Consider the following 26199-nt stretch of genomic DNA (forward strand, 5'->3'; position numbering starts at 1 on the left):
CCCCGGGCCCGGCCCCACGGGGGCCGCCTGCCGATGCCAACAGCCCGTCCTTTCCCAGGGAGTTATCCGTGACCGTGACCCAGGACATCCGGGTCGACACCGAGGAAGAGATCCTCGGCCTCTACCGGGCCCACCTCAGCAAGGGCCGGGCCACCCTCGCCGAGCTGTTCGGCAGCCACATGGAGGTGGCCTCCAGCGGGAACTGGCTGACCACCAGCGACGGCGAGCGCTTCTTGAACGCCGGCGGCTACGGCGTGTTCATCATGGGCGCCCGCCACCCCATCGTCATGGAGGCCGTCCAGCGCCAGCTCAACACCCACCCGGTGGCCACCCGCATCCTGCTGGAGCCGACCGTGGCCCGCGCCGCCGAGGCCCTGGTCTCCGTCATGCCGCCCGGCCTGGACCGGGTGCACTTCGCGCTCTCGGGCGCCGAAGCCGTCGAGACCGGCCTCAAACTCGCCCGCGCCGGCGGCCGCAAGCGCACCGTGTCCATGGGCGGCGGCTACCACGGCAAAACCCTGGGCGCCCTGTCGGCCACCGCCAAAGAGGTCTACCAAAAGCCCTTCCGCCCCCTGATCCCCGACGTCAGCCACCTGCCCTTCGGCGACGCCGACGCCCTCGAGGCCGAACTGCGCGCCCACCCCGGCGAGATCTGCGTCATCCTGGAGCCCGTCCAGGGCGAGGGCGGCGTCATCATCCCGCCGCGCGGCTACCTCAAGCGCGTCGAGGAACTCGTGCGCGAGTACGACGGCTTCCTCATCCTGGACGAAGTACAAAGCGGCATGGGCCGGCTCGGCGAATGGTGGGGCGCCGACACCGAAGGCGTCGTCCCCGACGTCCTGCTCGCCGGCAAGGCCCTCGGCGGAGGCGTGGTGCCGGTCTCCGCCGCCATCGCCACCCGCACCGCCTTCCGCCCCTTCGACAAGGACCCCTACGTCCACACCGCCACCTTCTCCGGACAGCCCCTGCTCATGGCCGCCGTCCAGGGCGCCATCCGCGCCATGAAGGAAGAACGCCTGGTCACCAAGGCCATGGACCTCGGCGCCCAACTCCTGCCCCGCATCGGCGAGATCGCCCGGCGCAACATCGGCCACCTGGTGAAGGACGTACGCGGCCGCGGCCTGCTCATCGGCGTCGAACTGGCCGAACCCGGCCTGGCCGGGGAACTGCTCATCGAACTGTTCAACCACGGCGTCGTCGCCAACCACTCCATGAACGGCAGCTCCGTGGTGCGCTTCACCCCGCCCGCCACCCTCACCGAACTGGACGTGGAGTTCCTCCTCAACTCCTTCGACAAAGCAACCCTCGACCTGGTCGCCCGTTCGGCCAGGATGCCGGAAGGCGGTAGCAACTGATGCGCCACGTTCAACTGGACGCGGTGGTCCTGGGCGAGAACAGCCAGGCCGTCTACGAGTCCCTCGCGAAGTTCGACCGGTTCCCCGAACTCGCCCCCCACGTCAGCACCACCACCGTGCACCACGCCCCCGGCGCGGACGAGGGCAGTTCCAGCTGGGAACTGCACTTCCGCAGCGGCCTGCTGCGCTGGACCGAGACCGACGTCTTCGCCCGCGAGGACGGCCGGATCCGCTTCACCCAGAGCGACGGCGACTTCGACACCTTCACCGGCACCTGGGCCTTCACCCAGGACGGCGCCGACGTGCACGTGCACTTCGAGGTCGACTTCGACTTCGGCATCCCCAGCCTCGAAGGCATCCTCGACCCGATCGCCGAACGCGTCATCAAGGAGACCGTGGCCTGGGCCGTCACCGGCCTGTTCGAGAACACCCGGCTGCGCGGCGACGTCGCACTGGGCACCCCCGCCGACGCCGCCGCCTGAATCAAGGAGGCCAGCACGCCATGGACCAGGCCAACCCCTTCGAAACCCCCCGCACCTTCGCCCTGCACCGCGCCGAGTACCTCGTCGCCTTCGCGGCCTCCACCGCGGCGATCATCGTCAACTTCGGCGACATCCGCTGGCCGGTGTGGATCGCTCTGTTCCTCTACATCGACGTGATCGGCTACCTGCCGGGCGCGATCGCCTTCAAGCGCGCCGGCGGCCGCCCCATCCCCAAGGCCTACTACGTGCTCTACAACGTGATGCACAGCCTGATCACGCAAGGCGCGGTCGTGGCCCTGTGGTGCTGGACCATCGGCCCGGAGTGGGCGCTGCTCGCCATCCCGTGGCACCTCAGCGGGGACCGGGGGCTGTTCGGCAACTTCATGAAGTCCTTCGCGCTGCCCTATGAGCCCGTCGCGCAGAAGGGGTACCTGCGTCTGCTGGACGACCTGCGCCTTCCCCACCCCAAGCCGGTCTCGCACACCTTCGACCCGGAGCCGGTCGGGCACATCCCGCCCGCGCCCGCACGCCCCGCCGAGACCGCCGCAACCGGCGCCCACAGCCCCGCACCCGCACCGGCAGCGGCGGCCGGGCACGCCCCGTCCGCCCGGCACGCCGAATCCGCCGAACCGGCCGGGCAGCCGGTGTCCTAGGCCGCCCGCCGACCCCGCCCCTCACGCCGCCACCCACGAAGGAGCACCACCCGCCATGACCGGTTTCCCGCCCAGCACCGTGGCCCGGGAGGCAGACTGGGACGCCGCTCCTGGTCTGCTCGACGGCGCCAAGGAACTCACCCTGGGCCCCAAGGAGTGCAACCTCGCCTACTGGATCACCCAGGTCGCCCAGGGCACCCTGCGCGAGCGCGGCATCACCGGCCACCACGAGAAGGCACAAGTGCCGGACTTCCTCAAGGCGCCCGGCCCGCTGCGCGAGGCCCTCGTCCTGGAATTCGGCTTCCGCGGCCTGTCCGAAGAGGTCGCCACCCGCATCCTGGCCCCCTACGTCGCCATCGCCCCGGGCATCGACGAGCTCGAGTTCTACGCCACCCAGCTCATCGACGAGGCCCGCCACGCCCGGGTGTTCCGCAACCACCTGGTGGAACTCGGCATGCCCGAGGACACCCTGCTGCGCGACATCGAGGCGATGGCCGCCGACTACCACCGCGAAGTACTGCAGCCCGTCATCGACTTCACCCTCGACATCGTCCAGACCCAGCGCGACTTCCCCGGCGGCGTCGCCGTCTTCGCCATCGTCATCGAAGGCGTCCTGGCCCCCGCCGCCGAACTCAGCGAACGCAAGTGGACCCCGCTGTCCCCGGCCACCGGCGAGATCTCCCGCGGCACCGCCATCGACGAGATCCGCCACCTCACCGTCGCCAGCACCATCCTGCGCGACTATCTCCGGGCCCACCCCGAATACCGGCCGCGCCTGATGGAGATCCTCGCCGCCGGCGTACGGCTGTGGGACGAGATCGACGACCGCAAGTTCGTCATCCACCGCGAGGAACTCTTCCAGCAGGGCATGGCCCAGCACGCCGACAAGATCGGCGACTACGAGATCTGGCCCGGCACCCGCCTGCTGGACACCACCCCCGACGAGCGCTACGACATGGCCGAGCAGTGGACCGACGAGATGGCCGAGTCCCGCATGGCCTACATGGGCCTGCCCCTCGAAGCCCTCACCAGCCCCACCACCACCGGTGCGTCCGGGGCGCGCGCATGAAATCCGCCGTCATCGCGGGCCTCGGCGCCTACCTGCCGCCCACCCTGGTCACCAACGACGACCTGAGCGCGCGCCTGGACACCAGCGACGAATGGATCCGCACCCGCACCGGCATGTCGGTACGCCACGTCGTCGAGCCCGGCGACGCCACCTCCGACCTCGCCGTCCAAGCAGGCCGCCGGGCCCTTGAGTCCGCCGGGGGCGGGGACGTGGACGCGCTGATCCTGGCCACCACCACACCCGACAAGCAAGTGCCGCCCACCGCACCCGACGTCGCCACCCGCCTGGGCCTTGGCACCCTGCCCGCCTTCGACCTCTCCGCCGCCTGCGCCGGATTCCTCTACGGCCTGGCCAACGCCGCCGGGCTCATCGCCGCAGGCGCCGCCCGGCGCATCCTGCTGATCGGCGCCGACGCCTTCACCACCATGGTCGACCCCGACGACCGCGCCACCGTCGTCCTGTTCGGGGACGCCGCAGGAGCCATGGTGCTGCGCGCCGGCCACGCCGGCGAGCCCGGAGCCGTCGGCATGCCCGTCCTGGGCAGCGACGGCTCCCTGACCGACCTCATCCAGGTCCCCGCCGGCGGCTCCCGCTCCCGCTCCACCCAGCCCCCCAGCAAACAACCCGACCCCGACGACGTCTACTTCAAGATGAACGGCCGCGAGACCTTCCGCCACGCCGTCAAGCGGATGAGCGAGGCCTCCCGCGAAGCCGTGGCACGCGCCGGCTGGAACCTGGCCGACGTGCACCGGCTCTGCGCCCACCAGGCCAACCTGCGCATCCTGGCCGCGGTCGCCGGCGAACTCGGCTTCGAGAGCGAGCGCCAGCTCTCCAACATCGCCGAGGTCGGCAACACCGCCGTCGCCTCGCTGCCCACCCTGCTCGCCCACAGCGCCGCCGACGGCTCCCTCAAGTCCGGCCACCGGGTGCTGCTCACCGCCTTCGGCGGCGGGCTGTCCTGGGGGGCTGCCACCCTCACCTGGCCCGACATCCCCGTCGCCGCACCCGCGTCCTAGAAAGCCCCGGAAAGGAAAGCCCGCCATGTTCGAGACCCTCAAAGAGATCCTCGTCGCCATGCTCAAGGTGGCCCCCGAGAAGATCACCGAACAAGCCACCCGCGAAGAGGCCGAACTGGACTCCCTGGCCGTCGTCGAGCTGTCGATGCTCCTGGAGAAGGACTACGGCATCAAGATCAGCGACGACGAGCTGATGGAGGCCGAGACCGTCGGCGAGATGGCCGCGATGATGACCCAGCGCCGCGCGGCCGCCGCCTGACACCCCCGCCGCACCCCGCCCCCTGCCAACCACCGCCCGGCGCCCGGCACTTGCCGCCCGGCGCCCGGACCCGGCGACGGGCCCGCGCGGGCACGGGTGCGGGTGCGGGATGCCCGCTGCCGGCACGCATCCAAGGAGAGGCCCATGCACGACGTACGTGAGCTGCTGGAGAGCGAGCCCGAGGCGGTGCGGCGCCTGGCCCGGCGCCGGTACACGCTGCGCACGGACGTGCTGAAGGAGGCCCACCGGCGCCGGACGCAAGCCCTTGAGGCCGTGTCCGGGCTGCGCGCCGAACTGAAGGCCGCCGCGCGCTCGCACGGCGGCGGGCGGCCCTCGCCGCAGGCCCGCGAGGCCTCCCGGCAGCTGCGCGAACGGGTGCAGCAGGCCGAAGCCGCCGCCCACAGCGCCGAACAGACGCTGACCGCACTGCTCCTGGCCATCCCCAACCTGCCCCTGGACGCGGTGCCCGAGGGACACAGCGACAGCGAGGCCCTCGAGGTCCGCCGCGGCGGACCGCCTCCCGCCGAGGCCGCCGGGGCCCGCCACCACGCCGACCTCGGCGAGGCACTGGGCATCCTGGACTCCGCACGCGCCGCCCGCCTCTCCGGTGCCCGCTTCACCCTGACCCGCGGCCCCGGCGCCCGCCTGGAGCGCGCCCTCGCCGACTTCCTCCTGGACCTTCACACCCGCGAACACGGCTACACCGAGCACTCCGTGCCCTACCTGGTCAACCGCGCCACCATGACCGGAACCGGCCAACTGCCCAAGTTCGCCGACGACCTGTTCGCCACCGCCGTCGGCGACCGCGAGCTGTTCCTGGTCCCCACCGCCGAAGTCCCCCTCACCAACCTCGTGGCGGGCGAGGTCCTTGACGCCGCCGAACTGCCGCTGGCCTTCACCGCCCGCACCCCCTGCTTTCGCGCCGAGGCCGGCAGCTACGGCCGCGACACCCGCGGCATCCTGCGCCTGCACCAGTTCGAGAAGGTGGAACTCGTACGCATCTGCGCCGCCGGCGACGCACACAAGCAGCTGGAAGTGATGCTCGGCCACGCCGAGGAATGCCTGCGCCGCCTGGAACTGTCCCACCGCACCGTGCTGCTGCCCGCCGGCGACCTGGGATTCGCCGCCCGCATGACCTACGACATCGAAGTGTGGCTGCCCGGCAGCAACGCCTTCCGCGAGATCTCCTCCGTCTCCGACTGCGGCACCTTCCAGGCCCGCCGCGCAGGCATTCGCGTCCGCACACCCGCCGGCAAGGAACCGGCCGCGACCCTCAACGGCTCCGCCCTGCCGCTGGGCCGCACCCTGGCCGCGCTCCTGGAACAGGGCCAGCGCCCCGACGGATCCGTCACCCTGCCCCCGGCGCTGCACTCCTACGCGGGCTTCTCGCAGATCCGCGCGGACGGCACCACCGACTGAACACCCCGCCCCGGCCAGAGGCAGGGGCGGGGCGGGGTGTTGCGGGGTGCCGGGGGGGGTGTTCAGGCCGGCTGGGGTGCGGGCCGTGCGCCCTTGCCCGTGCCGGCGCAGGCCGGTGACTGGTTGAGTATGTCCAGGAAGAGCTCCCTGAGCTGCGGTGAGGGCTCGGTGCCCAGCTCGGCGACCATCCGGGCGCGGGCCGCGTTGTAGGTCTCGATGGCCTCCGCCTGCCGGCCGCAGCGGTACAGCGCCAGCATCAGCATCTCGGTGACCCGCTCCCGCCAGGGATGCACCACACTCATGCGCTTCAACTCCCCTATCGCCAAGGGCACTTCGCGCTCGAAGTCGAGCCAGAGCTTGTCCTCGGTGGCGGCCAGGTGCTCCTCGGCCAGCTGCACCGCCACCGACTGGCACAGCGGCCCGCCGGCGACGTCCTGCAGCGCGGTCCCCCGCCACAGGCCAAGGACCTGCGCCAGCAGGCCGGCCGCGGCCTCCCGGTCCCGGTCCATCACCGCGCGGGCCCGGCCCACCCCGCGCCGGAAGACGTTCAGGTCCAGGTCGCCCGCGGGGAATTCGAGGCTGTAGCCGGTGGAGCGGGTGAGCAGCACCGGCGCGCCGGGGCCCAGACTCTGCAGGGTGCGGCGCAGCCGGGAGACGTGGGCCTGCAGGGCGTTCTCCACCGTCACCGGCGGGTGTTCGCCCCACAGTTCGCCGTAGAGCTCTTCGGCGGGGATGAGGCGGCCGCCGTTGACCAGGAGCACGGCGAGCAGCACGCGCTGGTGTCCGCCGCGGATGGGGTGGAAGTGTCCGTCCACCTCGACTCCCAGTGAGCCGAGAACCTTGAACTTCACTGACTGCTCCTTCCCTTCGGCGTCGCCCGCCGGGCGGGTGTCGGCTCCGCCCGGGGGGCTTGCGGAGGGTGTGTCCGCGTTGGTTGAACGTGGCAGCGGCGCCTTGAACGCCGCTGGAGATACGGCATCGGCCCGCCCGGACACCGGTGGCCGCGGGCCGCTGGGCGGGGGCGGGGCGCGGCGGGCGCGGGGGGTGTGGGGCGGGGCCTTGAGTTGCCTTCAAGTGCCCCTTGAGCGGGCTCTGTCACAGTGATGTGAGGGAGGGCCGGGAGCCACGCGCGACCGGCCGGCATCCCTTCTTTTCGGGCCCTGGGCATCGAGCCCGACCGAGCCCCTGCCGGGCCCTTCGCCACCGTTAGCGATCAAGGAGTACGCGTGAGTGACCTGACCGAACTGGCCGGCCGTTACATCGCCGTGTGGAACGAGCCGGACCAGGCCAAGCGCGCCGCCGCGATCTCCGAGCTGTTCACCGCGGAGGCCACCTACACCGACCCGCTGGCCGACGTACAGGGACACGAGGGCATCGGTGCCGTGATCGCGGGCGCCCGCGACCAGTTCAAGGGCTTCGACTTCCGCGTCCTGGGCGACGTCGACGCCAACCACCACATCGTCCGCTTCCAGTGGGAGCTGGTGCCCGCCTCCGGCGGCGAGAACATCGTCATCGGCTTCGACGTCGCGGTCACCGACGGCGCCGGGAAGATCAGGGCCGTCTACGGGTTCCTCGACAAGGTCCCCGCCGGCGCCTGAGAAACGGCCCCCGCACACCCAACGGCACGGCACACGGGCGGATCCCCGCAAGGCACAGGGGGGTCTGCCCGTTGCTGTCCGTGCCCGCACACCACCGCACCATCCGCGCCGCCCGCACCGCCCGTGCCGCCCGCGCCACTGCGCGCACCGCAGCCGGCCGCCGACCCGCAGCCCTTGCCGCCCTGGCGAACCGCAGCCCTTGCCGCCCTTGCCTTTCCTTTCCTTTCCCCCAAGGAGCACCACGATGACTACCGACGCCGGAGCCAAGACCAGGCCCCAGGACGAGGTGAGGCCACCGCACGCGGCGGGCCCTCCCGGCTGGGGTGCGCTGGCCATCGTGATGGTCGGCACGTTCATCACCGTCCTGGACTACTTCATCACCAACGTCGCCGTGCCCTCCATCCAGGCCGATCTCGGCGCGAGCCACGCCCAGTCGCAGCTGGTCATCGTCGGCTACGGGGTCGCCTTCACCGCCGGCATGATCACCGGCGGGCGGCTCGGCGACCTCTACGGCAGGCGCCGGATGTTCGCGCTCGGCATGGCGGGCTTCACCGTGGCCTCCGGCCTGTGCGGGCTCGCCCAGAGCGCGGACGCGCTGACCGCCTTCCGGGTGCTGCAGGGCGCCGCGGCCGCCCTGATGGTCCCCCAGGTCCTGGGCATCCTCGGCGTCGTCTACACCGGGGCCGCACGCGCCCGCGCGTTCGTCATCTACGGCCTGGTCGTGGGCCTTGCCGGAGTGTTCGGCCAGGTCATCGGCGGCGCCCTGATCTCCATCGACATGGCGGGCCTTGACTGGCGGACCATCTTCCTGATCAACCTGCCCATCGGCGTCGTCGCCCTGGTCCTCACCCCGCGCCTGATCCCCGAGTCCCGCAGCGAGCAGGGCGGACGCCTGGACCTGACCGGAGCCGTGCTCTCCACCGCGGCCCTGGTGGCCCTGGTGTTCTCCCTCATCCAGGGCCAGGAACAGGACTGGCCGCTGTGGAGCTGGCTGCTGCTTGCCGCCTCCGTACCGCTGGGGGCCGCGTTCATCGCCCACCAGCGCCGGCGCACCCGCCAGGGACTCAGCCCGCTCATCGACCTGGCGCTGTTCAACTCGCGCACCTTCTCCGTCGGCCTGGCCGCGATGCTGACGTACTTCCTGGCCATGGGCTCCTTCTTCTTCCTGCTCGCGCTCTACCTCCAGCAGGGCCGGGGCCTGTCACCGGCCGAGGCCGGACTGGTCTTCCTCACCCTGGGCGGCGGCTACTTCGGCTCCTCCCTGCTCTCCACCCGCCTGGCCGCGACCCTGGGCAGCCGCCTGTACGCGGCGGGCCCGCTCACCCTGGCCGCCGGCTACGTGCTCACCGCGCTGACCGCCAACTGGCTGGGCACCGACGGCCACATCCTGTGGATCATCGCGCCGCTGGTCGTCGCCGGCGTCGGGATGGGCATGACCACCGGCCCGCTGACCGGCGCCGTCCTGGCCGGAGCCGACCCCCAGCACGCGGCCGCCGCCTCCGGCGCGGCCAACACCGTGCAGGAGGGCGGCGTGGCCATCGGCGTGGCCGTCGTCGGCGCCGTGTTCTTCCCCGCCCTCGGCGAGACGGCGGCCCCCGGGGACTACCCGCACGCCTTCGGCCTCGGCCTGATCCCCCTGGTGGCGTTCTGCCTGGCCGCCAGCCTCATCGTGCTGTACATGCGGCCGCGCGCCAAGCGGTGAACACCCGCCCCCGCCAAGGGAGTTGAGGGTCCCTCTTCAGGCCGGACCGGCAGCCGTCGCGCCGGTCCGGCCTGAAGGCATGCCCGGACACGGACACGGGGGGCGAGAGGGGGGCCTGGAGCAGGGGCGGGCCCCGGGCGGGGGCGGGGCTTGAGCTGGGGCAGGTCCGGGGGCCAGTGGCGGGTCAGCGGCGTGTCAGGTGCCGGTGTTTGGCTTGTTTCCCCTTCGCCGGCGCAGCACGCAAGCCGCCGGCGGTCCTGCTTTAGCGGATCGGTCACCTTCATGCCTGAGACGAACACGCTCGTGGGCCGGCTGCGTGAGCTGCCCGCCCACGAGGTCACCGAAGAGATCGAAGTCGTCGTCGAGGAGCTGTTCAAGGACGCCCTGCTGATGGACGCCGACGAGGAACTGCCCCTGACGTCCAGCTACTTCGACCTGGGCCTGACCTCGCTGCGGCTGACCCGGATCAAGCAGCAGCTCGAGGAGCTCCTGGATCTGTCCATCAACACCAACGTGCTGTTCAACGAGCCCACCGTCGAGCAGCTCGTCGGCTATCTGACCGGCCTGCTCACCGGCGGGTCCCGCGCGCAGACGCCCGCGAAGTAGAGCAGACGCCCGCGAAGTAGATCCGATCCACCGGACACGATCCACCGGAGAAGAAGGAGCCGCGGCCATGTCGCGCAGTAGCAGCCACGTCACCACCCCCCTCGCGTCCGGACAGGAGCAGGAGCAGGAGCCGGTCGCGATCGTCGGGGCCGGCCTGCGCTTTCCCGGCAACAGCAGCTGCCTGGACGAATTCGAGGAGTTCCTGGCCGCCGGCGCCTCCGGCATCGCCCCGCTGCCCACCGACCGCTGGGACGCCGCCGCCTTCACCCCGCAGGGCCCCGACGACAAGGGCAAGATACGGGCCGCGGCCGGCGGCTACCTGGACCGCATCGACCTGTTCGACGCGGGCTTCTTCAACATCTCCCCCAAGGAAGCCCAGTACATCGACCCCCAGCAGCGCATGCTCCTGGAGACCGCCTGGCAGGCCCTGGAAGACGCCAACATCGACCCCACCGGGCTCAGGCGCGGCAACGGCGGGGTGTTCATCGGCGCCAGCTCCGTCGACTACGCCCTGGAACTGGACGCCCTGCCCTACGCCGACCTCGACGGCCACCTCGCCTCCGGCATCACCCTCTTCCCGCTGGCCGGACGCCTGTCCTACTTCCTGGGCTGGCGCGGCCCCAGCCTCAGCGTCGACACCGCCTGCTCCTCCTCGCTTGCCGCCCTGCACCTGGCGGTGACCGCGCTGCGCCGCGGCGAGTGCGACATCGCCCTGGGCGGCGGCGTCAACGCCCTGCACAACCCGCGCATCCCGGTGATGTTCTCCAACGCCCAGATGCTCGCGGGCGACGGCCAGTGCAAGACCTTCGACGAGAGCGCGGACGGCTACGCGCGCGCCGAGGGCTGCGGCGTCCTGGTCCTCAAACGCCTCACCGACGCCCTGGCCGACGGCGACCGCGTGCACGCCGTCATCCGCGGCACCGCCGTCGGCCAGGACGGCGACAGCGCCGGCCTGACCGTGCCCAACGGCCCCGCCCAGGAACGCGTCCTGAACCTGGCCCTGGCCGACGCCGGCCTCGCTCCGGGCGACATCAGTTACGTGGAGGCGCACGGCACCGGCACCCCGCTGGGCGACCCCATCGAGATCGGCGCCATCAGCAACGTCTTCGCCGACAGCCACACCAAGGACGACCCCCTGATCGTGGGCTCGGTCAAGACCAACCTGGGCCACATGGAACCCGCCTCCGGACTCGTCGGCGTCATCAAGACGATGCTCCAGCTGCGCTCCGCGACGATCTTCCCCCACCTCAACTTCACCACCCCCTCCTCCCGCATCCCCTGGGAGGTGTATCCGGTACGGATCCCCACCCGCGGCGAGCCGTGGAAGGCGCCGGTGCGCCGGGCCGCGGTCAACAGCTTCGGCTTCGCCGGCACCATCAGCGCCGTCGTCCTCGAACAAGCCCCCACCCCCACCGACAGTGAGGGTGACGGGGACGGCGGGGCGGAGGCGGCGCCGGTGCTCACCCTGTCCGCCAAGAGCGCCGCCGCCCTGCGCGAACAGGCCGCCCGCTACCGCGAGTTCGCCGCCCAGGACCCCCACCTGGACGTGGCCGGCCTGTGCTACACCGCCAACACCTCCCGCGCCCACTTCCCCTACCGCACCGCCGCACCCGTCACCGGCCACGCCGACCTCCTGGCCGCCCTGGACGCCGCCCGCCTGCCCGAAACGGCCGCCGAGCCCTCCGGGATCCGCAAGGTCGCCTTCATGTTCACCGGACAGGGCGCCCAGTACGCGGGCATGGGCGCTGCCCCCTACGCCCGCTTCACCGTCTTCCGCGAGAGCGTCGACGAGTGCGACCGCCTCTTCGCCCCCCATCTGGGGCGCTCCGTACGGGACTTGCTGCTGAACACCGCCGCCGACCCCGAGGCCATCGACCAGACCCTGTTCACCCAGTCGGCGCTGTTCACCCTGGAGTACGCGCTCGCCCGCCAGTGGATGTCCTGGGGGGTCAGGCCCAACGTGCTCATCGGGCACAGCATCGGCGAGGTCGTCGCCGCCGCCGTGGCCGGCCTGTTCTCCCTGCCCGACGCCGTCACCCTGGTCGCCGCCCGCGCCACGCTGATGCAGTCGGTGCGCACACACGGCGGCATGGCCTCGGTCAGCGCCGCCGCCGAACGCGTCGAAGCATTCCTCGACGGCCACCCGGACCTGGCCGTGGCCGCCGTCAACGGCCCCGAGAGCTGTGTCATCTCCGGCGCCACCGAGGCTCTGACAACCGTGAGCGCGCAGCTGGCCGGTGAGGGCATCCGGGTGCAGCCGCTGCCGGTCTCGCACGCCTTCCACTCCCCCCTGATGGCCGAGGTCTCCGAACAGTTCCGCACCGCCCTTGGCGCCATCACCTTCCGCGAGCCGACCATCTCCCTGATCTCCAACCTCACCGGCAAGGTGGCCCGGATGCGCGAGATCGCCTCCGTGGACTACTGGGTCCGCCACATCGGCGAACCCGTACGGTTCTTGGCCGGCATGCGCGCGGTCGCCAAACGCGGCCGGCACGCCTTCGTGGAGATGGGCCCCTCGGCCATGCTGTGCGCGCTGGGCCGCAGTTGCGTGCCCGCCGACGAGCACCTGTGGCTGGCCAGCCTGCGCCGCAAGGACGACACCGGCGCCGCGACCCTGCGCGCGCTGGCCGACTTCTACGCCGCCGGCCTGGACGTCGACTGGAACGCCTACCACGCAGGCGCCCGCCGCCCGGCCAAGCAGCAGCTGCCCACCTACGCCTTCCAGCGCAAGCCCTACTGGCTGCCCATCCCCAAGTCCCGCACCCCGCACGGCCCCTCCGGCCCCGCCCACCACCCGCTGCTCGGCCGCCGCACCCCGGCCGACGAACTCCCCGCAGACGTATGGGAGTTCACCAGCGAGTTCACCCTCGCCGAGCTGGACGGACTCTCCGAGCACCAGATCGGCGGGCGGCCCTGCCTGCCCCCGGCCGCCTGGACGGATCTGCTCCTTGCCCTGCAGGACGCGGCCTTCGGCCACACCCGCGGCGCCCTCACCGAACTCCGCCTGCCCCAGCCGCTGGCCCCCGCCGACGGACAGACCGTACGCCTGCGGACACGCCTGCACCGCACCGCCGCCGGCCACGCCGACATCGACATCACCGGCACCCTCACCCACGACGACAGCAACGACGGCAGCGGCGGCGGGGACGGCCAGGGCGCGAGCAGCGCCGAGGACGCGAGTACGGGCGCGGGCGGTGAGGACGGCGGTGTGCTCACCTTCGTACGCGCCAGGATCACACCGGACACCGCCGCGGGCCCCGACCAGAGGCTGCGCCTTCTGGCCGGGCGGCCCGGGGCGGTGACGGCGCGGGCCGATGCCCAGGACATCGCCACCGACCTGTCCGCCGTCGGCCGCGGCTTCGGCGAGGGCCCGCCGCGCCTGCTGAGCGCCGCCCGGCACACCGGCGACACCGTCACCGCCACCCTGGCCGCGGGCACGGCGAGCCCGGTGGAGCAACTGCCCGCCGCCCTCCTGGAGAGCGCGCTGACAGGCGCCGTCGCCCTGGACGAGCAGGGGCCGGTGTTCACACTGCAGAGCGCGGAGCGCGTACGGATGTTCAAGAAGCCGCGCGGCGAGCAGCTGCGCCTGACCGCCCGGGTCCGCGCCGAGGGGCCGGAACGGCGGGTGGACCTGCTGCTCATGGAAGACAGCCCGGGAGGCATGGACGGCGCGGACGGTGAGGGGGGTGAGCCGGTCGCCGAGGTGCTCGGCGCCGTGCTGGCCAGGCCCGAAGGGCCCGCCGGGACACCGCACTTCGTCCACCGCGTGGAGTGGCTGCGCCGCTCCCTGCCCCAGCCCCAGGGCGGCCAGGGCGCGGCCCGGGGGCAGGAGCGTCATGTGCTGCTCGCGGGCACGGCCGCGGACACCGGCGCCGCCCCGCCCGCCGTCCTGACCGCGCTGGCCGGGCTGTGCGCCGCCACCGGGGAACAGGACGGGCAGAAGGGCGGGCAGGAGGTGCGCCTGAGTCTGGCGGCGGACACGGCGGCGCTGGGCGAGGCGCTCACCGATGCCTCGGTCACCGACGTCGCCTGGTTCTGGCAGCCGGGCGCCGGTGAGATGTCGTACGAGCGGCTGCGCGCCGAGCTGGAGCACAACTTCCGTACGCTGCTTGCCGCGCTGGCCGCGCCGGGCCTGGCCGATCCGCGGCGCACCCCGCGGGTGTGGCTGGTCACCGAGCGCGCCCAGTGGCTGCCCGGCGACAGTGCCGATGGCGGTGAGCAGATCGCGGCCGGTGCCCTGTGGGGTTTCGGGCACGTGCTGCTCAACGAGCACCCGAAGCTGAAGGCGACCCTCGTCGACGTCGACCGCGACGGCCAGGGCGGGGCGCGGGCGCTGCTCGCGGAGTGGCGCTCGCCGGAGGCGGACGAGTACCAGATCGCCTACCGTGCGGGCCGGCGTCATGTGCGCAGGCTGCTGGCCGGGGACGGGACACCGCCGTGGCCGGGCGCCTTCGAGGTGCACGCCCCGCCCGCCGGGCCGCCGCGCGCGGTCGCGGTCAAGGAGCGGGCGCCGCGGGGCGACGAGGTGCGGGTGGCGGTGTCCGCCTGGGCCCTGACCGGGCAGGACATCCCCGCGCACGGCGCGCTTGCCGACGCCCTTCAGGGCCCTGAGGCGGTGGAGGGCGAGCCGGTCGCGGTGACCGCGTCCGCCTGCGCGGGCAGCGTCGTCGCGGCGGGCCCCGACGCGCGGTTCGCCGTCGGTACGCGGGTGAGTGTCCGTCAGCACGGGCCTCTGGGCTCCTCGGTGACCGTGGCCTCGCAGGCGGTCACCGAGCTGGCGGCCGGTACGGCGCCGGCGGTGGCTGCGGCGCGCGCGGCGGGCGCCGCCAGCGCGGCCGGGCTTGAGGTGTTCGGGGCCGATGAGGTGGACGAGGCGCTGCGGGTGCTGGCCGCGCGGCCCGTCCCGGTCGTGGTCACCACCACCCCCCACACAGCCGCCAACACCGGCACCGGTCCGGGGGTTCGGGAGGCGGGCGCGGACGCCCCGGCGGGCTTCACCGTCCGGGCCGACCGCACCTATGTGATCACCGGTGGTCTCGGCGGTCTGGGTCTGGTCACCGCCCGCCGGCTGGTGGAGCTGGGCGCCCGGCACCTGGCCCTGGTCAGCCGCAGCGGACGCCCCGCCGAGGAGGCCGCAGACATCCTCGCCGAGCTCTCCGGGCGGGCCGAAGTGTCGCTGCTGCGGGCCGACATGGGCAGCCCGGCGGAGGTCGCGCAGCTCGTGGAGCAGTTGCGCGCGCGGGCGCATCCGGTGGGCGGCATCGTGCACGCGGCCGGTGCGATCGGCAGCGCGCTGATCTCCGCCCTTGACTGGCCGGCCATCGAGGAGCAGCTGGCGCCGAAGGTCTATGGCGGGTGGCTGCTGCACGAGGCCGCCGCGTCGCTGCCGGAGCTGGATTTCTTCACCGTGTACTCCTCCATCGCCTCGGTCGCCGGTGCCCGTGGCGGTGCGGGGCAGGCGCACTATGCGGCGGCCTTCTCCTTCCTGGACGGCCTGGCCAACTGGCGGGCCCGCCAGGAGCTGCCCGCGCTGAGCGTCAACTGGGGTTCCTGGGGGCGGGTGGGGGCCTCGGCCCGCCTGGACGCCTCCTACATCCAGGAGATCGAACGCAGCGGTGTGCGCCTGTTCTCGCCCTCCTGGGGGCTGCGTGCCCTGCAGGGGCTGTGGGGGCGGCCGGGTGCGCAGCGGGTGGTGAACGTCTTCGACTGGCCGCAGTTCACCGCCAGGCTGCCGCTGGCCAACGCACTGTTCGAGCACGTCGCCGGGCCCGGCCAGGAGGCCGGGGCGGATGCGGCGGGCGATCTGGCGGCGCTGCTTGAGCGGCCCCGCGCCGAGCGGCTGAAGCTGATCGGGCGCAGTGTCGGTGAACGGGTCGCCGCGGTGCTGCACTTCGCCTCGGCCGACGAGGTGGAGCCGGGGGCCGATTTCGTCACCCTGGGCCTGGATTCGGTGATGGGCATGGACGTGAAGTCGCATCTGGAGGCGGAGTTCGGCCTGAACCTGCCGGCGTCGCTGACCTTCGATCATCCCTCGGTGCGGGCCGTGACCGAGTTCGTCGAGGGCCAGCTGTGCGGGGAGGACCGATGACTGCCCCCACTCCCCCGGCCCCCTGGGCACCCGGCAGCGGCCGCGGTGCGCAAGGCGGCGTACCGCAGATGAGCCAGGAGAAGGAGGAGAAGACGGGCCCCGCCGGGGCCGGGTGGACGCTGATGGAGGTGTGTGCCCGTCATGCCGCCGAGCGGGGCGGGCACACGGCCGTCATCTGCGAGGACCGCCGCACCAGTTACGCGTCCCTGCACCGCGACAGCAGCCGGGCCGCGCACGCCCTGCTCGCGTCCGGCCTCGGGCGCGGCAGCCGGGTGGCCTACCTGGGCCGGGAGAGCGAGCACTACTACACCGCCGTCCTTGCGTGCGCGAAGGCGGGCGCGGTGATCGTGCCGGTGAACTGGCGACTGACCGCGGGCGAGGTGGCGCACATCCTGGCCGACTCCGGCGCCGAACTGCTTTTCGTGGACGAGGAGTTCGCCGCCACCGCCGAGCAGGTGCTCTCCGGCGAGGCGGCCGGCGCGCTGCACACCGTGGTGCGCCTGGACGGCAGGGCCGCGGACGGCGCCCGTGACCGGGGGGCGGGGCTGCGCGCCTGGTACGCCGGTTTTCCCGAGCAGGCTCCGGAGCCGGGCACCGGGGCGGACGACGCGGTGCTGCAGATCTACACCAGCGGCACCACCGGCCTGCCCAAGGGTGTGGTCATCGCCCACCGGACGTTCTTCACGCTGCCCGAGGCGATCCGCGCCGCCGGGGCCGGCGGCGGTGACTGGATCGACTGGCGGGCGACGGACGTCAGCCTGATCTCGCTGCCGGGTTTCGGGATCGCGGGCCTGGGCTGGTTCCTGCACGGGCTGTGCGCGGGGGCCACCCATGTGGTGATGCCGATGTATGCGGCGGGCGAGGCGGTGCGCCTGATCGGCCAATACGGGGTGACCATCACGTTTGTGGCGCCGGCGATGCTGCAGATGATGCTGGACGAACGCGGCGTCACCCCGGAGAGTTTCGCGTCCCTGCGCAAGATCGCCTACGGTGCGGCGCCGATCTCACCGTCCCTGCTTCAGCGCAGCCTTGCGGTGTTCGGCTGCCAGCTGGCCCAGATCTACGCCAGTACCGAGGCGGGCAGCGTCGCGGTGTGCCTGCCGCCGTCCGATCACCGGGTGGGCAGCGCGCTGCTCAAGGCGGCCGGGAAGGTCTGCCCCGGCAACGACATCAAAATCGTCGACAAGGACGGCAACACACTGGGGCCGGGTGAGATCGGGCAGGTCTGCATCCGCACCCCGGCCCGCATGCTCGGCTACTGGCGGCGGCCCGAGGCCACCGCGGCCGCGCTCGCGGGAGGCTGGCTGCACATGGGTGATGCCGGCTATCTCGATGCGGACGGCTATCTGTTCCTGTGCGACCGCATCAACGACACGATCATCGTGGCCGGGCAGAACATCTACCCCGCCGAGGTGGAGAAGCAGCTCGGCGAGCACCCGGCGGTCGCGGACGCGGCCGTGGTCGGCGTCCCCGACGAACGCTGGGGCGAGGCGGTGCACGCCGCCGTCGTCCTGCGCCCCGGCATGGCGGCGCGCCCGCGCGAGCTGCTGCTGTTCCTGCACGGCCGGCTGGCCGACTACAAGATCCCCATCCGCTACCACGTCCTGGACTCGCTGCCCCGCAACCCCTCGGGCAAGATCCTGCGCCGCGCGGTGCGCGAACAGCTGGGCCGGAGCCAGACGGCCACACCGGCCTGAACCCGGCCCCTCAAGGGCCCCCGTACCGGACCGCCCCGGCCCTGAACGCCGTACGAACCGTCCCGGCCCTGAACGCCCCGTACCGAACCGCCCCGGCCCCTCGAGGGCCCTCCTACCGACCTGACCCGCCCCATCAGTTGACTTCCGAACGGAGTCCGTCCCATGGACACCTCACCGGGCCCTGCACGGGTCGGCGTACTGCTGCCGACCCGGGAGCAGGCCATCAACGGCACCTTTGCCGCCGCCCCGCTGCTGGACTTCGCCCGGCAGGCCGAGCAGCTGGGCTTCGACTCGCTGTGGGCGGGCGACTCCCTGACCGCGCGGCCCCGCCTGGACCCCCTGGTGGTGCTGTCGGCCGCGGCCGCGGTCACCAGCCGCGTCACCCTGGGCACGGCCGCCCTGACCCCCGCCCTTCGCCATCCGCTGACCGGCGCGCACCAGGTGGCCAGCCTGGACCACGTGGCCGGCGCCCGTCTCGCGCTCGGCCTGGGCTCGGGTTTCCCGATGCCCGAGACGGAGGAGGAATTCGCCGCCGTGGGCGCCTCGTTCGCGGGACGTGCGGCACGCCTGGACGAGATCGTCACGCTGTGGCGCCAGGCCTGGAACGCCGGACAGGCGGGCGCGCAGAGCGATTTCGAGGGCCGGTTCTGGCAGGCCCGCGGTCTTGAGCGGCTGCCCGCGCCGCAGCGGACGGGCGGGCCGCCGCTGTGGCTGGCCGGCAGCGACACCCCCCGCGTCCTGGAGCGGGTGGCCCGCCACTACGACGGCTGGATGCCCTTTTTGCCCAGCGCCGTCGACTACGCCGCCGCCTGGCGGCGCATCACCGAACTGGCCGCGGCCGCCGGACGGCCCGCGGGCGCGATCACCCCGGCGCTGTATGCCACCCTCACCGTCAACGAAGACCCGGCAGCCGCCCGGGCCGAGCTCGAGCACTACATCGGGCACTACTACGGGCGCACCCTGGAGCAGATGGCCGCCGTGCAGGCCTATGCCTGGGGCAGCGCCGAGAGCTGCGCCGAGGCGCTGGCCGCCTATGTGCGCTCCGGCGCCCGGCACCTGATCATCCGCATCGGCTCGCTGGACTGCGCCCCGCAGCTGAAGCTGATCGCCGACGTGGTGCTGCCCCACCTGAAGGAGGCCTCCCGGTGAGCGGCTACGGCCAGGACATGTCGACGGCAGGCTCCTGGTTCCACCCCGTCCAGGCCGACCCCGCGGCGAGCGTCCGGCTGTTTCTGCTGCCGCACGCGGGCAGCGGCGCCATCATCTACCGGGACTGGCCCACCCTGCTGCCCGACGACATCACCGCGCAGGCCGTCACCCTGCCCGGCCGCCACAACCGGCGCGAGGAAGAGACCTTCGAGGACTTCGAGCCGCTGCTCGACGGTCTGTACGAGGCGGTCCTGGACGAGCTCGACGACGACCGCCCCTTCGCGATCTTCGGTCACTGCCTGGGCGCCCAGCTCGGCTTCCGGGTGGCGGTGCGGCTCAAGGAGGAGGGCGAGCGCCAGCCGCTGCTGCTCGGCATGTCCGGCTGGTCGCCGATCGGCTTCTTCAAGCCCACCGAGGAACAGAGCCGGATGCCCGACGACGAGATGCTGCAGTGGATAAAGAAGCTGGGCTCGTTTCCCGCCGAGGTCTACGACAACCCCGACATGCTCGCCCTCATCGTGCCCGCGCTCCGCGCCGACCTGCGCGTCTCGGCGCAGTACGAGGACGACGGCGCGGGCGTGTCCTGCCCGCTGGCCTCCTACGGCGGCGACAGCGACCCGCTGCAGGAGGCCCCCGACGCGATGACCCACTGGGCCGCCCGCAGCCCCCACTACCTGGGCCACCGCGGCTTTCCCGGCGGCCACTTCTACATCGACAACCACTCCCTGGCCCTGACCACGGACTTCTGCCGCCACCTGCGCCGCCTGGCCGCGCAACCGGCCAACTGAGCACCCGGCCAGGGCACTTGACCCCGCCACTCCCCTGCCCCCCCGCCCCGTCTGTCATCTGGTAGGTCACCATGCCCCTGTTCACCGTCAAGGACGGCACCCAGCTGCACTACGAGGACTGGGGGACGGGCCGGCCCGTCATCCTGCTGACCTCGGCCACCATGAACTCCCGCATGTGGGAGTTCCAGGCCCCCTACCTCGCCGGGCAGGGGCTGCGCTGCATCCTGCCCGACCGGCGCGGCTTCGGCCGCTCCGAACGGCCCTGGGACGGCTACGACTACGACACCCTGGCCGACGACCTCGCCGCCCTCATCGACCACCTCGCGCTGTCCGACGTCACCCTGGTCGGCTACGCCATGGGCGGCGGCGAGGCCGTGCGCTACCTGGCCCGCCACGGCTCGCAGCAGGTGGCCCGCCTGGCCCTGGTGTGCTCCACCACCCCCTACCTGCTGCGCGCGCCGGACAACCCCGACGGCATCGAGGCGGCCGTCCTGGAAGAGGCCGTTGCCGCGATCACCGCCGACCGGGCCGCCTACATGGCCCAGTGCGCCGTCCTGTTCTTCGGCGGCTCCCAGGCCACACCGGACTCGCTGCCCCTGTCGCCGCAGCTGGTGGACTTCATGACCCGTCAGGCCCTGGACGGCTCCCTGCGCGCCACCGTGGAGATCACCCGCACCCTGTTCACCGAGGACCTGCGCGCGGACCTGTGCGCCGTCGACGTACCCACCCTGATCGTCCACGGCGAAGCCGACCCCACCGCGCCCCTGGAACTGTGCGCGCACCGCAGCGCCTGCCTGATCCCCGGCAGCCGCACCGTGGTCTACGAGGGCGCCGCACACGGCCTGTTCGCCACCCACGCCGACCGCCTGAACACCGAACTCCTGCAATTCGCCACCCAATAGCCCCCACTGCCCCGGGCCGCCCCGGGCACACCAAGGACGCCGCGCCCGCACCACCCGGTCCCCGGGGTGGTGCGGGCGCGGCGCTGTCGCCCGCCCGATGATCCGGGCTCTAGCCGTGGGCCTTGCGCAGCGCGCCGAGCTGGAGAGCGGCGAAGGCGGCCACCACGAGCGCCTGCAGCGGAATCCACACCAGGCCCGCCGTGGAGGGCTCCAGCCAGCCCAGGACGAGGGCGGCGACGCCGGCCACCGCCCACAGCACGTTGACCTCGATGACCGCCTTGGTCGCCGCGGCCGAGGGCACCGGCCGGGCCGCCAGGACGGCCACCAGGACGCCGTAGACGGCCAGGAAGGCGCCGGTGGCGCGCAGGAAGGCGCTGTCGACGTCGAGCAGCCGGCCCACGGGGCCGGCGGCGAGCAGGTAGATCAGGCCGTTGGCCCCGGTCACCGCGGCGTCCAGCGCGAGGAACAGACGCAGCGGCCCGGCCGCGGCCGCCGTGCCCGCGGCCGGGCCGGTGGTGGTCCCCGTGGCCTGGTTCGTCGTCATGATTTCTCTCCCGGTCCTCTTTGGGGGTGGGTGTCGCTGTGGCGACGCTGCCACGGGTCTCTGACCAGCGCCTGACACTGCCCTCGCACGCACGGCACGCACCGCTCCACCGGCCCGCCAGGCGGGCGTCAGCCGCGTATCAGCAGGTGCTGGCATGCTCGTTGTTGTCGGAAGGGAAGAGGGAACGGAACACCGGGAAACCGGAACCGCCCCCCTACTGGACGGCAGGGAGAGGTGCCCGGAGTGGCTTATCGGGGACCGGAGTTTTGCTTCAGTCGGGTGCAAGCCCACGCAGGTTCGAATCCTGCCCTCTCCGCCCGAGGTGACCCTCGCAGGAAGACCGGCCCCGCAGCAGGGGGCCGGTCTTCGTGCTGTGCACGTGCTTGATGCGTAGGGCGGCGGTACGCGCGGGTGGCACACCTGCGAAACGGGCGGCCCCCGTAACGTGCCCTGGGGAGCCGCCCGTTGCCGCGCCGCGGCGCCGCTCACGCCAGCGGGCCCTCGGTGTCCCGGCGCGCCGTCCACCGGGTGTCCTGGGGGCGGCGCAGCAGCGCCTCGGCCATGCCCTCGTCCAGCATGGTGCGGGCGGCGACGTCGACCGCGTCGTCGAAGCCGAGGTCGACCAGCGCGACGCTGACCGTGTACTGGCCGGCCACCGACCAGGTGCAGAAACTCCACTCGTCGCCCGAGCCCGGCGTGCCGTCGGGGCGCAGCACCTGCACGCGCCGGGCGCCGGGGGCGAAGCCGAACTCGGTGAAACGGAAGCGCAAGCCCTGGCCGATCGCCTTGCTGTAGGCCTCTTTGAGGGTCCACAGCCGTACCAGGGCGGTGTTGCGTGCCTGTTCCCCGGCCTGGGCAAGCAGTTCGGTCTCGTGCGGGGTGCAGATCTGGCGCTCCACCGCCGAGCCGCGCAGGCGGCGGCTGGAGAGTTCGGCGTCCACGCCGATCCAGCCGCGCCGGGTGATGCCGACGACCAGCAGGTCGGCGGTGTGGCTGAGGCTGATGTCGACCTGGTCGCAGCCGCGCAGGTAGGGGCGCCCGCCGGGCTTGTAGGCCAGGTCGATGTCGGCGGGGCGGGCCTCCAGGACGGCTGCGGCGGCGTACTTCAGCAGCAGCCGCGAGGCCAGGAAGCGGCCGCGTACGTCTTCGTTGGTCATCTGCGCGAAGCGTTCCCAGTCCCGGCCCAGCAGCGCCGGCAGCGCGGAACCCGCGCCGGAGCCCGTGTCAGCACCTGTGCCGTCGGTGTCGGTGTCGGGCTGGAAGTCGCTGAGCCAGTCGTCCAGGCGGGCGAAGACCACCACGCTGCCCCGCTCGGCCAGTTCACGGCGCACCGTGTGCCAGGGGCCCTGGGGTGTCACCTGCAGCGGCTCGGCGATGGCGGTCGAGGCGGGCAGCACCGCGGACGCCCCACCCGTCGTCACGCCGCGTTCCCCTCAGCCCCCACAGCCTGCGCGGGCTGTACGGCCTCCGCGGGCTGTACGGCAGCCTGCGCGGGCTCCGTGGCGGTGCGCAGCAGGTCGGTCAGGGAGCCGATGTCGGCCATGCCGCCCACCATGTCGGGCAGCGGCAGCTCGCCCAGGGCCGGGCGGCGCTCCTGGAGGCGGTCCACCAGCTCGATGAGCATCAGGGAGTCGAAGCCCAGGTCCTCATAGAGGCGGCTGTGTTCACCGGCCGGCGCCATGCCCGTCTCCAGCGCCGTGACGACGTCGTCGGCGACCCGGTCCAGCAGCAGTTCACTCATGGTGTCCTCCAGGACGTGCGGTTCATGCGGTACGTGGTGGTGCTCACGCGGGGGTCAGGCGGCCAGCGGGGTGTCGTACAGGTCGAAGCTGGAGGCCTGGGTGAAGCGGCGGGTCAGTTCGGTGAAGACCTCGGCCTCGGGGCCGGGCGCGTGGGCGGGGGTGCCCAGGCCCAGGCGGGTGCAGATGCGCAGCAGGGCGGTGATCAGCCAGTGCGGGGCGGCCAGGAAGGTGTCGGCGCTGCCTTGCTGGTGGCGCCAGACGCCCAGGCAGGCGGCGGCGGCCAGCAGGAGGGTGTAGCGGTCGGCCAGTGCGTAGGTGTGCGGGTTGGCCAGGGAGTGCCGGCTCAAGGGGGCAAGGGCGGCGCAGGCTTCGCGCAGCCGGCGCAGTTCGCCGGTCAGCCGGCCGGCCAGGGTGTGCAGCAGGGCGGCGTGTTCGCCCGCGGCGGCGGTGTCCAGGCTCTGGGCGGCGGCGAGTTCGGCGCACAGCACGTCGGCGGCTGCCGGGTTGCCCAGGCGGGTGAAGTCCAGGGCGGGCAGGTCCTCGCGCAGGGTGAACAGGGCGGCATCGCCGGGGGCGCTGGTGAGCCAGGAGCGGCGGGCCAGGGCGGACAGTTCGGGGCTGATGGTGGACAGCGCGGCCGCCGCCCCGGCGTGGCCGAGGCTGGTGACGGGCAGGTCGCGTACGTGTTTTTGGAAGATGCCGAACTCGCCGTCGCGTACGTAGATGCGCGAGCCGAGCAGGACGGAGAGTTCGTGTACGGCGTCGTGGAGCAGGATGGGCAGCAGGTATTTGGTGGCGGCGGCGTAGACGCCGGTGATGCCCAGGGCCAGGCCGGCCGCGCGGGTGCTCGCCAGGGCGAGGCTGTCGCAGATCAGCAGGTCGGTGAAGGCGCCGGCCAGGGTGCGCCGGGCCTGCGGGTTGCGCCCCACGGGGCGGCCGCCGACGCCGTGCAGGTCGGCGAAGCGCAGGGCGGTGCGCAGGGCGGTGTCGGCGCCGCCCAGCACCATCGAGGGCAGTACGGAGCGGGTGAAGGCGAAGGAGCGCAGGGCCAGTTCGACGCCCTCGCCCTCCTCGCCCAGCAGGCTGTCCTCGGGGACGGGGCAGTCGGTGAACTCCAGGCCTGTCATGGGGCAGCCGCGCATGCCGACCATGGGGTAGCGCTCGAGGTCGCGGACATGGCGGGCGGGCAGGTGTTCGCGGTCGAGCAGGAGGGTGGAGTGGGCGCGGCCGGCGCCGTCTGCGTCGGCGGAGGTGCGGCAGACGATGACCAGGCCGCGGGCGCGGTCGGCGTTGATGATGACCCGCTTGGAGCCGCGCAGCACCCGCCCGCCCCCGCTGGTGCGGGGCGGGGTGAGGGTGAATTCGTCGCGCAGGAAGGCGTTGCCGTGCGCCAGTTCGCGAAAGGACACCGCCAGGCGGCCGCCGTCAAGGAGGAGGCGGGCGGCCCAGCGCTGCTGGGCGCGGCTGCCGGCGGCCCATACCGAGGCGCCGGCCAGGACGGAGAAGGCGCCGTATCCGGTGCCCAGGGCCTGGTCGCGGCGGAAGACCGTGCGCAGGACGCGGGCCAGGGTGTCGGCGCGTACCAGGCGTCCGCCCAGGGCGGCGGGCACGAACTCGGCGTTGAGGTCGAGGCCGTCCAGGAGCTGTTCGGCCTCGGCCTGGGGCACGGCGCGGGCGTCGGCGTCCAAGATCCCTGCGTGTCCCAGGGGGTTGGCCGGGTCCCAGGGGTCGCCGAAGCGGCGTTCCAGGTCGGCGACGCGGGCGGCGGCGGCCGCCTCGGAGGTCAGGGGGTCTGCCACCCGCGGCCGGCCGGCCGGCTGCTGATCGTGGGATACGGCGAGCGTCGTTACTGCCATGGGTGCGCCACCTTCCGCCGGGCAGGGCCCGCCGCGTGCGCGGCAGTCCTCACCAACCTTGTACGGCCGAGCCTCACCAACGCCTCTGGAGGATCACTTGAGATGCGCACGCGGACGGCCACACCCCCGGCCCTCCGCTTTCCCGGTATGCGGGATGCGGTGCACCGGAAATTGTTCACCGGGCGCCGGGGGCGGGGCTTTTCCGGAGAATGCGGGGCGGCTCATTCACCGGCGGTACGGGGAGCGTATGCGCGGGGAAAAGAGGGGGCTGCTGTGCTGTGCGTGGCGCGGGTGCAGGCGTGGCGGGACGGGCGGCCTGAAAGGCGCTCGAGAACGCTCACACGGCGAGCGGAATCCCTCTGGCGCCCGCGCCCGGTTCTCCGTACACCCACTATGGTCCGAAAGTACACCGGGAAACGAAATCCGCACCGCGCGCCCCGCAACACCGAAGTCCCCGGCCGCCACAGGCAATTGTGCGGCCCCGTCTCACATATTTTTCAGGGAGAGCGATGGACGCCACCCAGACGGCGCTGCGCCTGTTCGTCTTCCACCACGCGGGCGGCTCGCACGTGTCCTACCGCCAGTGGCCGGCCCTGCTGCCCGCACAGTGGGACGTGCGTCTGCTGGACGCCCCCGGACACGGCCGGCTCGGTGATCTGCCGCAGCTGGACAACGCCGGCCGCCTCGCCGACTTCTTCCTGCGCCGCCTGGAGCCCGAACTCCAGGTTCCTTACGCCTTCTTCGGGCACAGCATGGGCGCCCTGGTCGCCTACGAGATGAGTGTGCGCCTGGCCGCCCGGGGCAAACGGCTGCCGGTGTGGCTGGGGCTGTCCGCGCGCGCGGCCCCGCACCACCAGGGCCAGGACCGCGACCACCACCAGCTGCCCGACGCCGAACTGCAGACCCACCTGGAAGTCCTCGGCGGCACCCCCGAGGAGGTCTTCGACAACCCCGCCCTGTGGGCGCTGTACGACCCGCTGATCCGCGCCGACATGCGCCTGGTGGAGACCTGGCGGCCCCAGCCCGACGCCCCGGCGCTGCCGGTGGCGGTGTCGGTGTTCGGCGGCAGCCAGGACGTGTCCGTGCCCCCGCGCCGCCTGGCCGGCTGGGAGCGGCACACCGAACGCTTCCTGGGCCTGCGGGTCCTGGCCGGCGGCCACTTCTACTTCCAGGACGATCCCGCCCCGCTGCTGGGGCGGATCCGCCAGGACGTGGCCGCCGCCCTGGCCCCGGCCGCAGCGGCACGCGCCTGAACCCTCCCGGCCGCCCCGGCG

At 72.9% G+C, this 26199-nt stretch carries 21 protein-coding genes and 1 tRNA gene; 17 read left to right on the forward strand and 5 right to left on the reverse strand.

The annotated features are described in order from the left end of the window. Positions 1-68: 68 nt before the first annotated feature. The 7 genes from IEY91_RS40575 to serS all read left to right on the forward strand — a co-directional run bounded on the left by IEY91_RS40575 (position 69) and on the right by serS (position 6253). Positions 69-1355 carry an aspartate aminotransferase family protein gene (locus IEY91_RS40575; protein WP_164316775.1) on the forward strand — a complete coding sequence of 429 codons (1287 nt, stop codon included), beginning with the start codon at positions 69-71 and terminating at the stop codon, positions 1353-1355. Then, the gene (locus IEY91_RS40580) at positions 1355-1837 is read left to right on the forward strand and encodes an SRPBCC family protein (protein WP_164316777.1); all 483 of its coding nucleotides are present in this window, start codon (positions 1355-1357) and stop codon (positions 1835-1837) included. Before IEY91_RS40575 ends, IEY91_RS40580 begins: the two co-directional genes overlap by 1 nt. A 20-nt stretch (positions 1838-1857) precedes the next feature. Next, positions 1858-2490, forward strand: coding sequence for a hypothetical protein (locus tag IEY91_RS40585; RefSeq protein ID WP_189177791.1), 633 nt, complete (start codon positions 1858-1860; stop codon positions 2488-2490). 55 nt (positions 2491-2545) lie between these two features. Continuing rightward, entirely contained in the window at positions 2546-3559 is a 1014-nt protein-coding gene (locus IEY91_RS40590) for a ferritin family protein (protein ID WP_189177792.1), read from the forward strand. Then, on the forward strand, positions 3556-4575 hold the full coding sequence (locus IEY91_RS40595; protein WP_189177793.1) for a beta-ketoacyl-ACP synthase III: 1020 nt from the start codon (positions 3556-3558) through the stop codon (positions 4573-4575). The genes IEY91_RS40590 and IEY91_RS40595 overlap by 4 nt, the downstream gene beginning before the upstream one ends. A 25-nt stretch (positions 4576-4600) precedes the next feature. Then, positions 4601-4834 carry an acyl carrier protein gene (locus tag IEY91_RS40600; RefSeq protein WP_164316786.1) on the forward strand — a complete coding sequence of 78 codons (234 nt, stop codon included), beginning with the start codon at positions 4601-4603 and terminating at the stop codon, positions 4832-4834. A gap of 144 nt (positions 4835-4978) precedes the next feature. Next, positions 4979-6253 (forward strand): serine--tRNA ligase, encoded by a 1275-nt coding sequence (serS, locus tag IEY91_RS40605; RefSeq protein ID WP_189177794.1) that lies wholly within the window; start codon positions 4979-4981, stop codon positions 6251-6253. Positions 6254-6315: 62 nt separating this feature from the next. On the opposite strand, the gene IEY91_RS40610 is transcribed toward serS, so the two are convergent. After that, positions 6316-7104 carry an AfsR/SARP family transcriptional regulator gene (locus IEY91_RS40610; protein ID WP_164316790.1) on the reverse strand — a complete coding sequence of 263 codons (789 nt, stop codon included), beginning with the start codon at positions 7102-7104 and terminating at the stop codon, positions 6316-6318. A gap of 375 nt (positions 7105-7479) precedes the next feature. Between IEY91_RS40610 and IEY91_RS40615 the strand changes: the two genes are divergently transcribed. The 8 genes from IEY91_RS40615 (at position 7480) to IEY91_RS40650 (ending at position 20783) form a co-directional block, all read left to right on the forward strand. Further along, positions 7480-7851, forward strand: coding sequence for a nuclear transport factor 2 family protein (locus tag IEY91_RS40615; protein WP_189177795.1), 372 nt, complete (start codon positions 7480-7482; stop codon positions 7849-7851). Positions 7852-8095: 244 nt separating this feature from the next. Further along, positions 8096-9553 (forward strand): MFS transporter, encoded by a 1458-nt coding sequence (locus IEY91_RS40620; protein WP_189177796.1) that lies wholly within the window; start codon positions 8096-8098, stop codon positions 9551-9553. A 282-nt stretch (positions 9554-9835) separates the two neighbouring features. Next, positions 9836-10159 (forward strand): acyl carrier protein, encoded by a 324-nt coding sequence (locus IEY91_RS40625; RefSeq protein ID WP_164316796.1) that lies wholly within the window; start codon positions 9836-9838, stop codon positions 10157-10159. A gap of 67 nt (positions 10160-10226) precedes the next feature. Beyond that, positions 10227-16247, forward strand: coding sequence for a type I polyketide synthase (locus IEY91_RS40630; protein ID WP_189177797.1), 6021 nt, complete (start codon positions 10227-10229; stop codon positions 16245-16247). Positions 16248-16315: 68 nt separating this feature from the next. After that, on the forward strand, positions 16316-17944 hold the full coding sequence (locus IEY91_RS40635; RefSeq protein ID WP_189177806.1) for a long-chain-fatty-acid--CoA ligase: 1629 nt from the start codon (positions 16316-16318) through the stop codon (positions 17942-17944). 162 nt (positions 17945-18106) lie between these two features. Further along, entirely contained in the window at positions 18107-19093 is a 987-nt protein-coding gene (locus tag IEY91_RS40640) for an LLM class flavin-dependent oxidoreductase (RefSeq protein ID WP_164316800.1), read from the forward strand. Beyond that, on the forward strand, positions 19090-19881 hold the full coding sequence (locus IEY91_RS40645; RefSeq protein WP_164316802.1) for a thioesterase II family protein: 792 nt from the start codon (positions 19090-19092) through the stop codon (positions 19879-19881). The genes IEY91_RS40640 and IEY91_RS40645 overlap by 4 nt, the downstream gene beginning before the upstream one ends. Positions 19882-19952: 71 nt before the next feature. Next, positions 19953-20783: an alpha/beta fold hydrolase gene (locus IEY91_RS40650; RefSeq protein WP_189177798.1), complete on the forward strand. Its 831-nt coding sequence runs from the start codon at positions 19953-19955 to the stop codon at positions 20781-20783. Between the two features lie 109 nt (positions 20784-20892). Here the strand turns inward: IEY91_RS40650 and IEY91_RS40655 are convergent, their stop codons facing one another. Next, a complete protein-coding gene (locus tag IEY91_RS40655) occupies positions 20893-21327 on the reverse strand; it encodes a hypothetical protein (RefSeq protein ID WP_189177799.1) in 435 nt (144 codons plus the stop codon). 228 nt (positions 21328-21555) lie between these two features. Here IEY91_RS40655 and IEY91_RS40660 point away from each other — a divergent pair. Then, positions 21556-21643, forward strand: a tRNA-Lys gene (locus IEY91_RS40660). A gap of 169 nt (positions 21644-21812) precedes the next feature. Here IEY91_RS40660 and IEY91_RS40665 read toward each other — a convergent pair. The 3 genes from IEY91_RS40665 to IEY91_RS40675 are packed head-to-tail and all read right to left on the reverse strand — an operon-like array spanning position 21813 to position 24925. Further along, positions 21813-22748 (reverse strand): 4'-phosphopantetheinyl transferase family protein, encoded by a 936-nt coding sequence (locus IEY91_RS40665; protein WP_189177800.1) that lies wholly within the window; start codon positions 22746-22748, stop codon positions 21813-21815. Further along, complete coding sequence (locus IEY91_RS40670) at positions 22745-23068, reverse strand: acyl carrier protein (protein ID WP_189177801.1); 324 nt, start codon at positions 23066-23068, stop codon at positions 22745-22747. The genes IEY91_RS40665 and IEY91_RS40670 overlap by 4 nt, the downstream gene beginning before the upstream one ends. Positions 23069-23122: 54 nt before the next feature. Beyond that, the gene (locus tag IEY91_RS40675) at positions 23123-24925 is read right to left on the reverse strand and encodes an acyl-CoA dehydrogenase family protein (protein WP_189177802.1); all 1803 of its coding nucleotides are present in this window, start codon (positions 24923-24925) and stop codon (positions 23123-23125) included. 509 nt (positions 24926-25434) lie between these two features. On the opposite strand from IEY91_RS40675, the gene IEY91_RS40680 reads away from it, so the two are divergent. Then, positions 25435-26178, forward strand: coding sequence for a thioesterase II family protein (locus IEY91_RS40680; protein ID WP_164316814.1), 744 nt, complete (start codon positions 25435-25437; stop codon positions 26176-26178). Positions 26179-26199: the final 21 nt, after the last annotated feature.

This window comes from Streptomyces lasiicapitis (genome assembly GCF_014646335.1).
Lineage (GTDB): Bacteria > Actinomycetota > Actinomycetes > Streptomycetales > Streptomycetaceae > Streptomyces > Streptomyces lasiicapitis.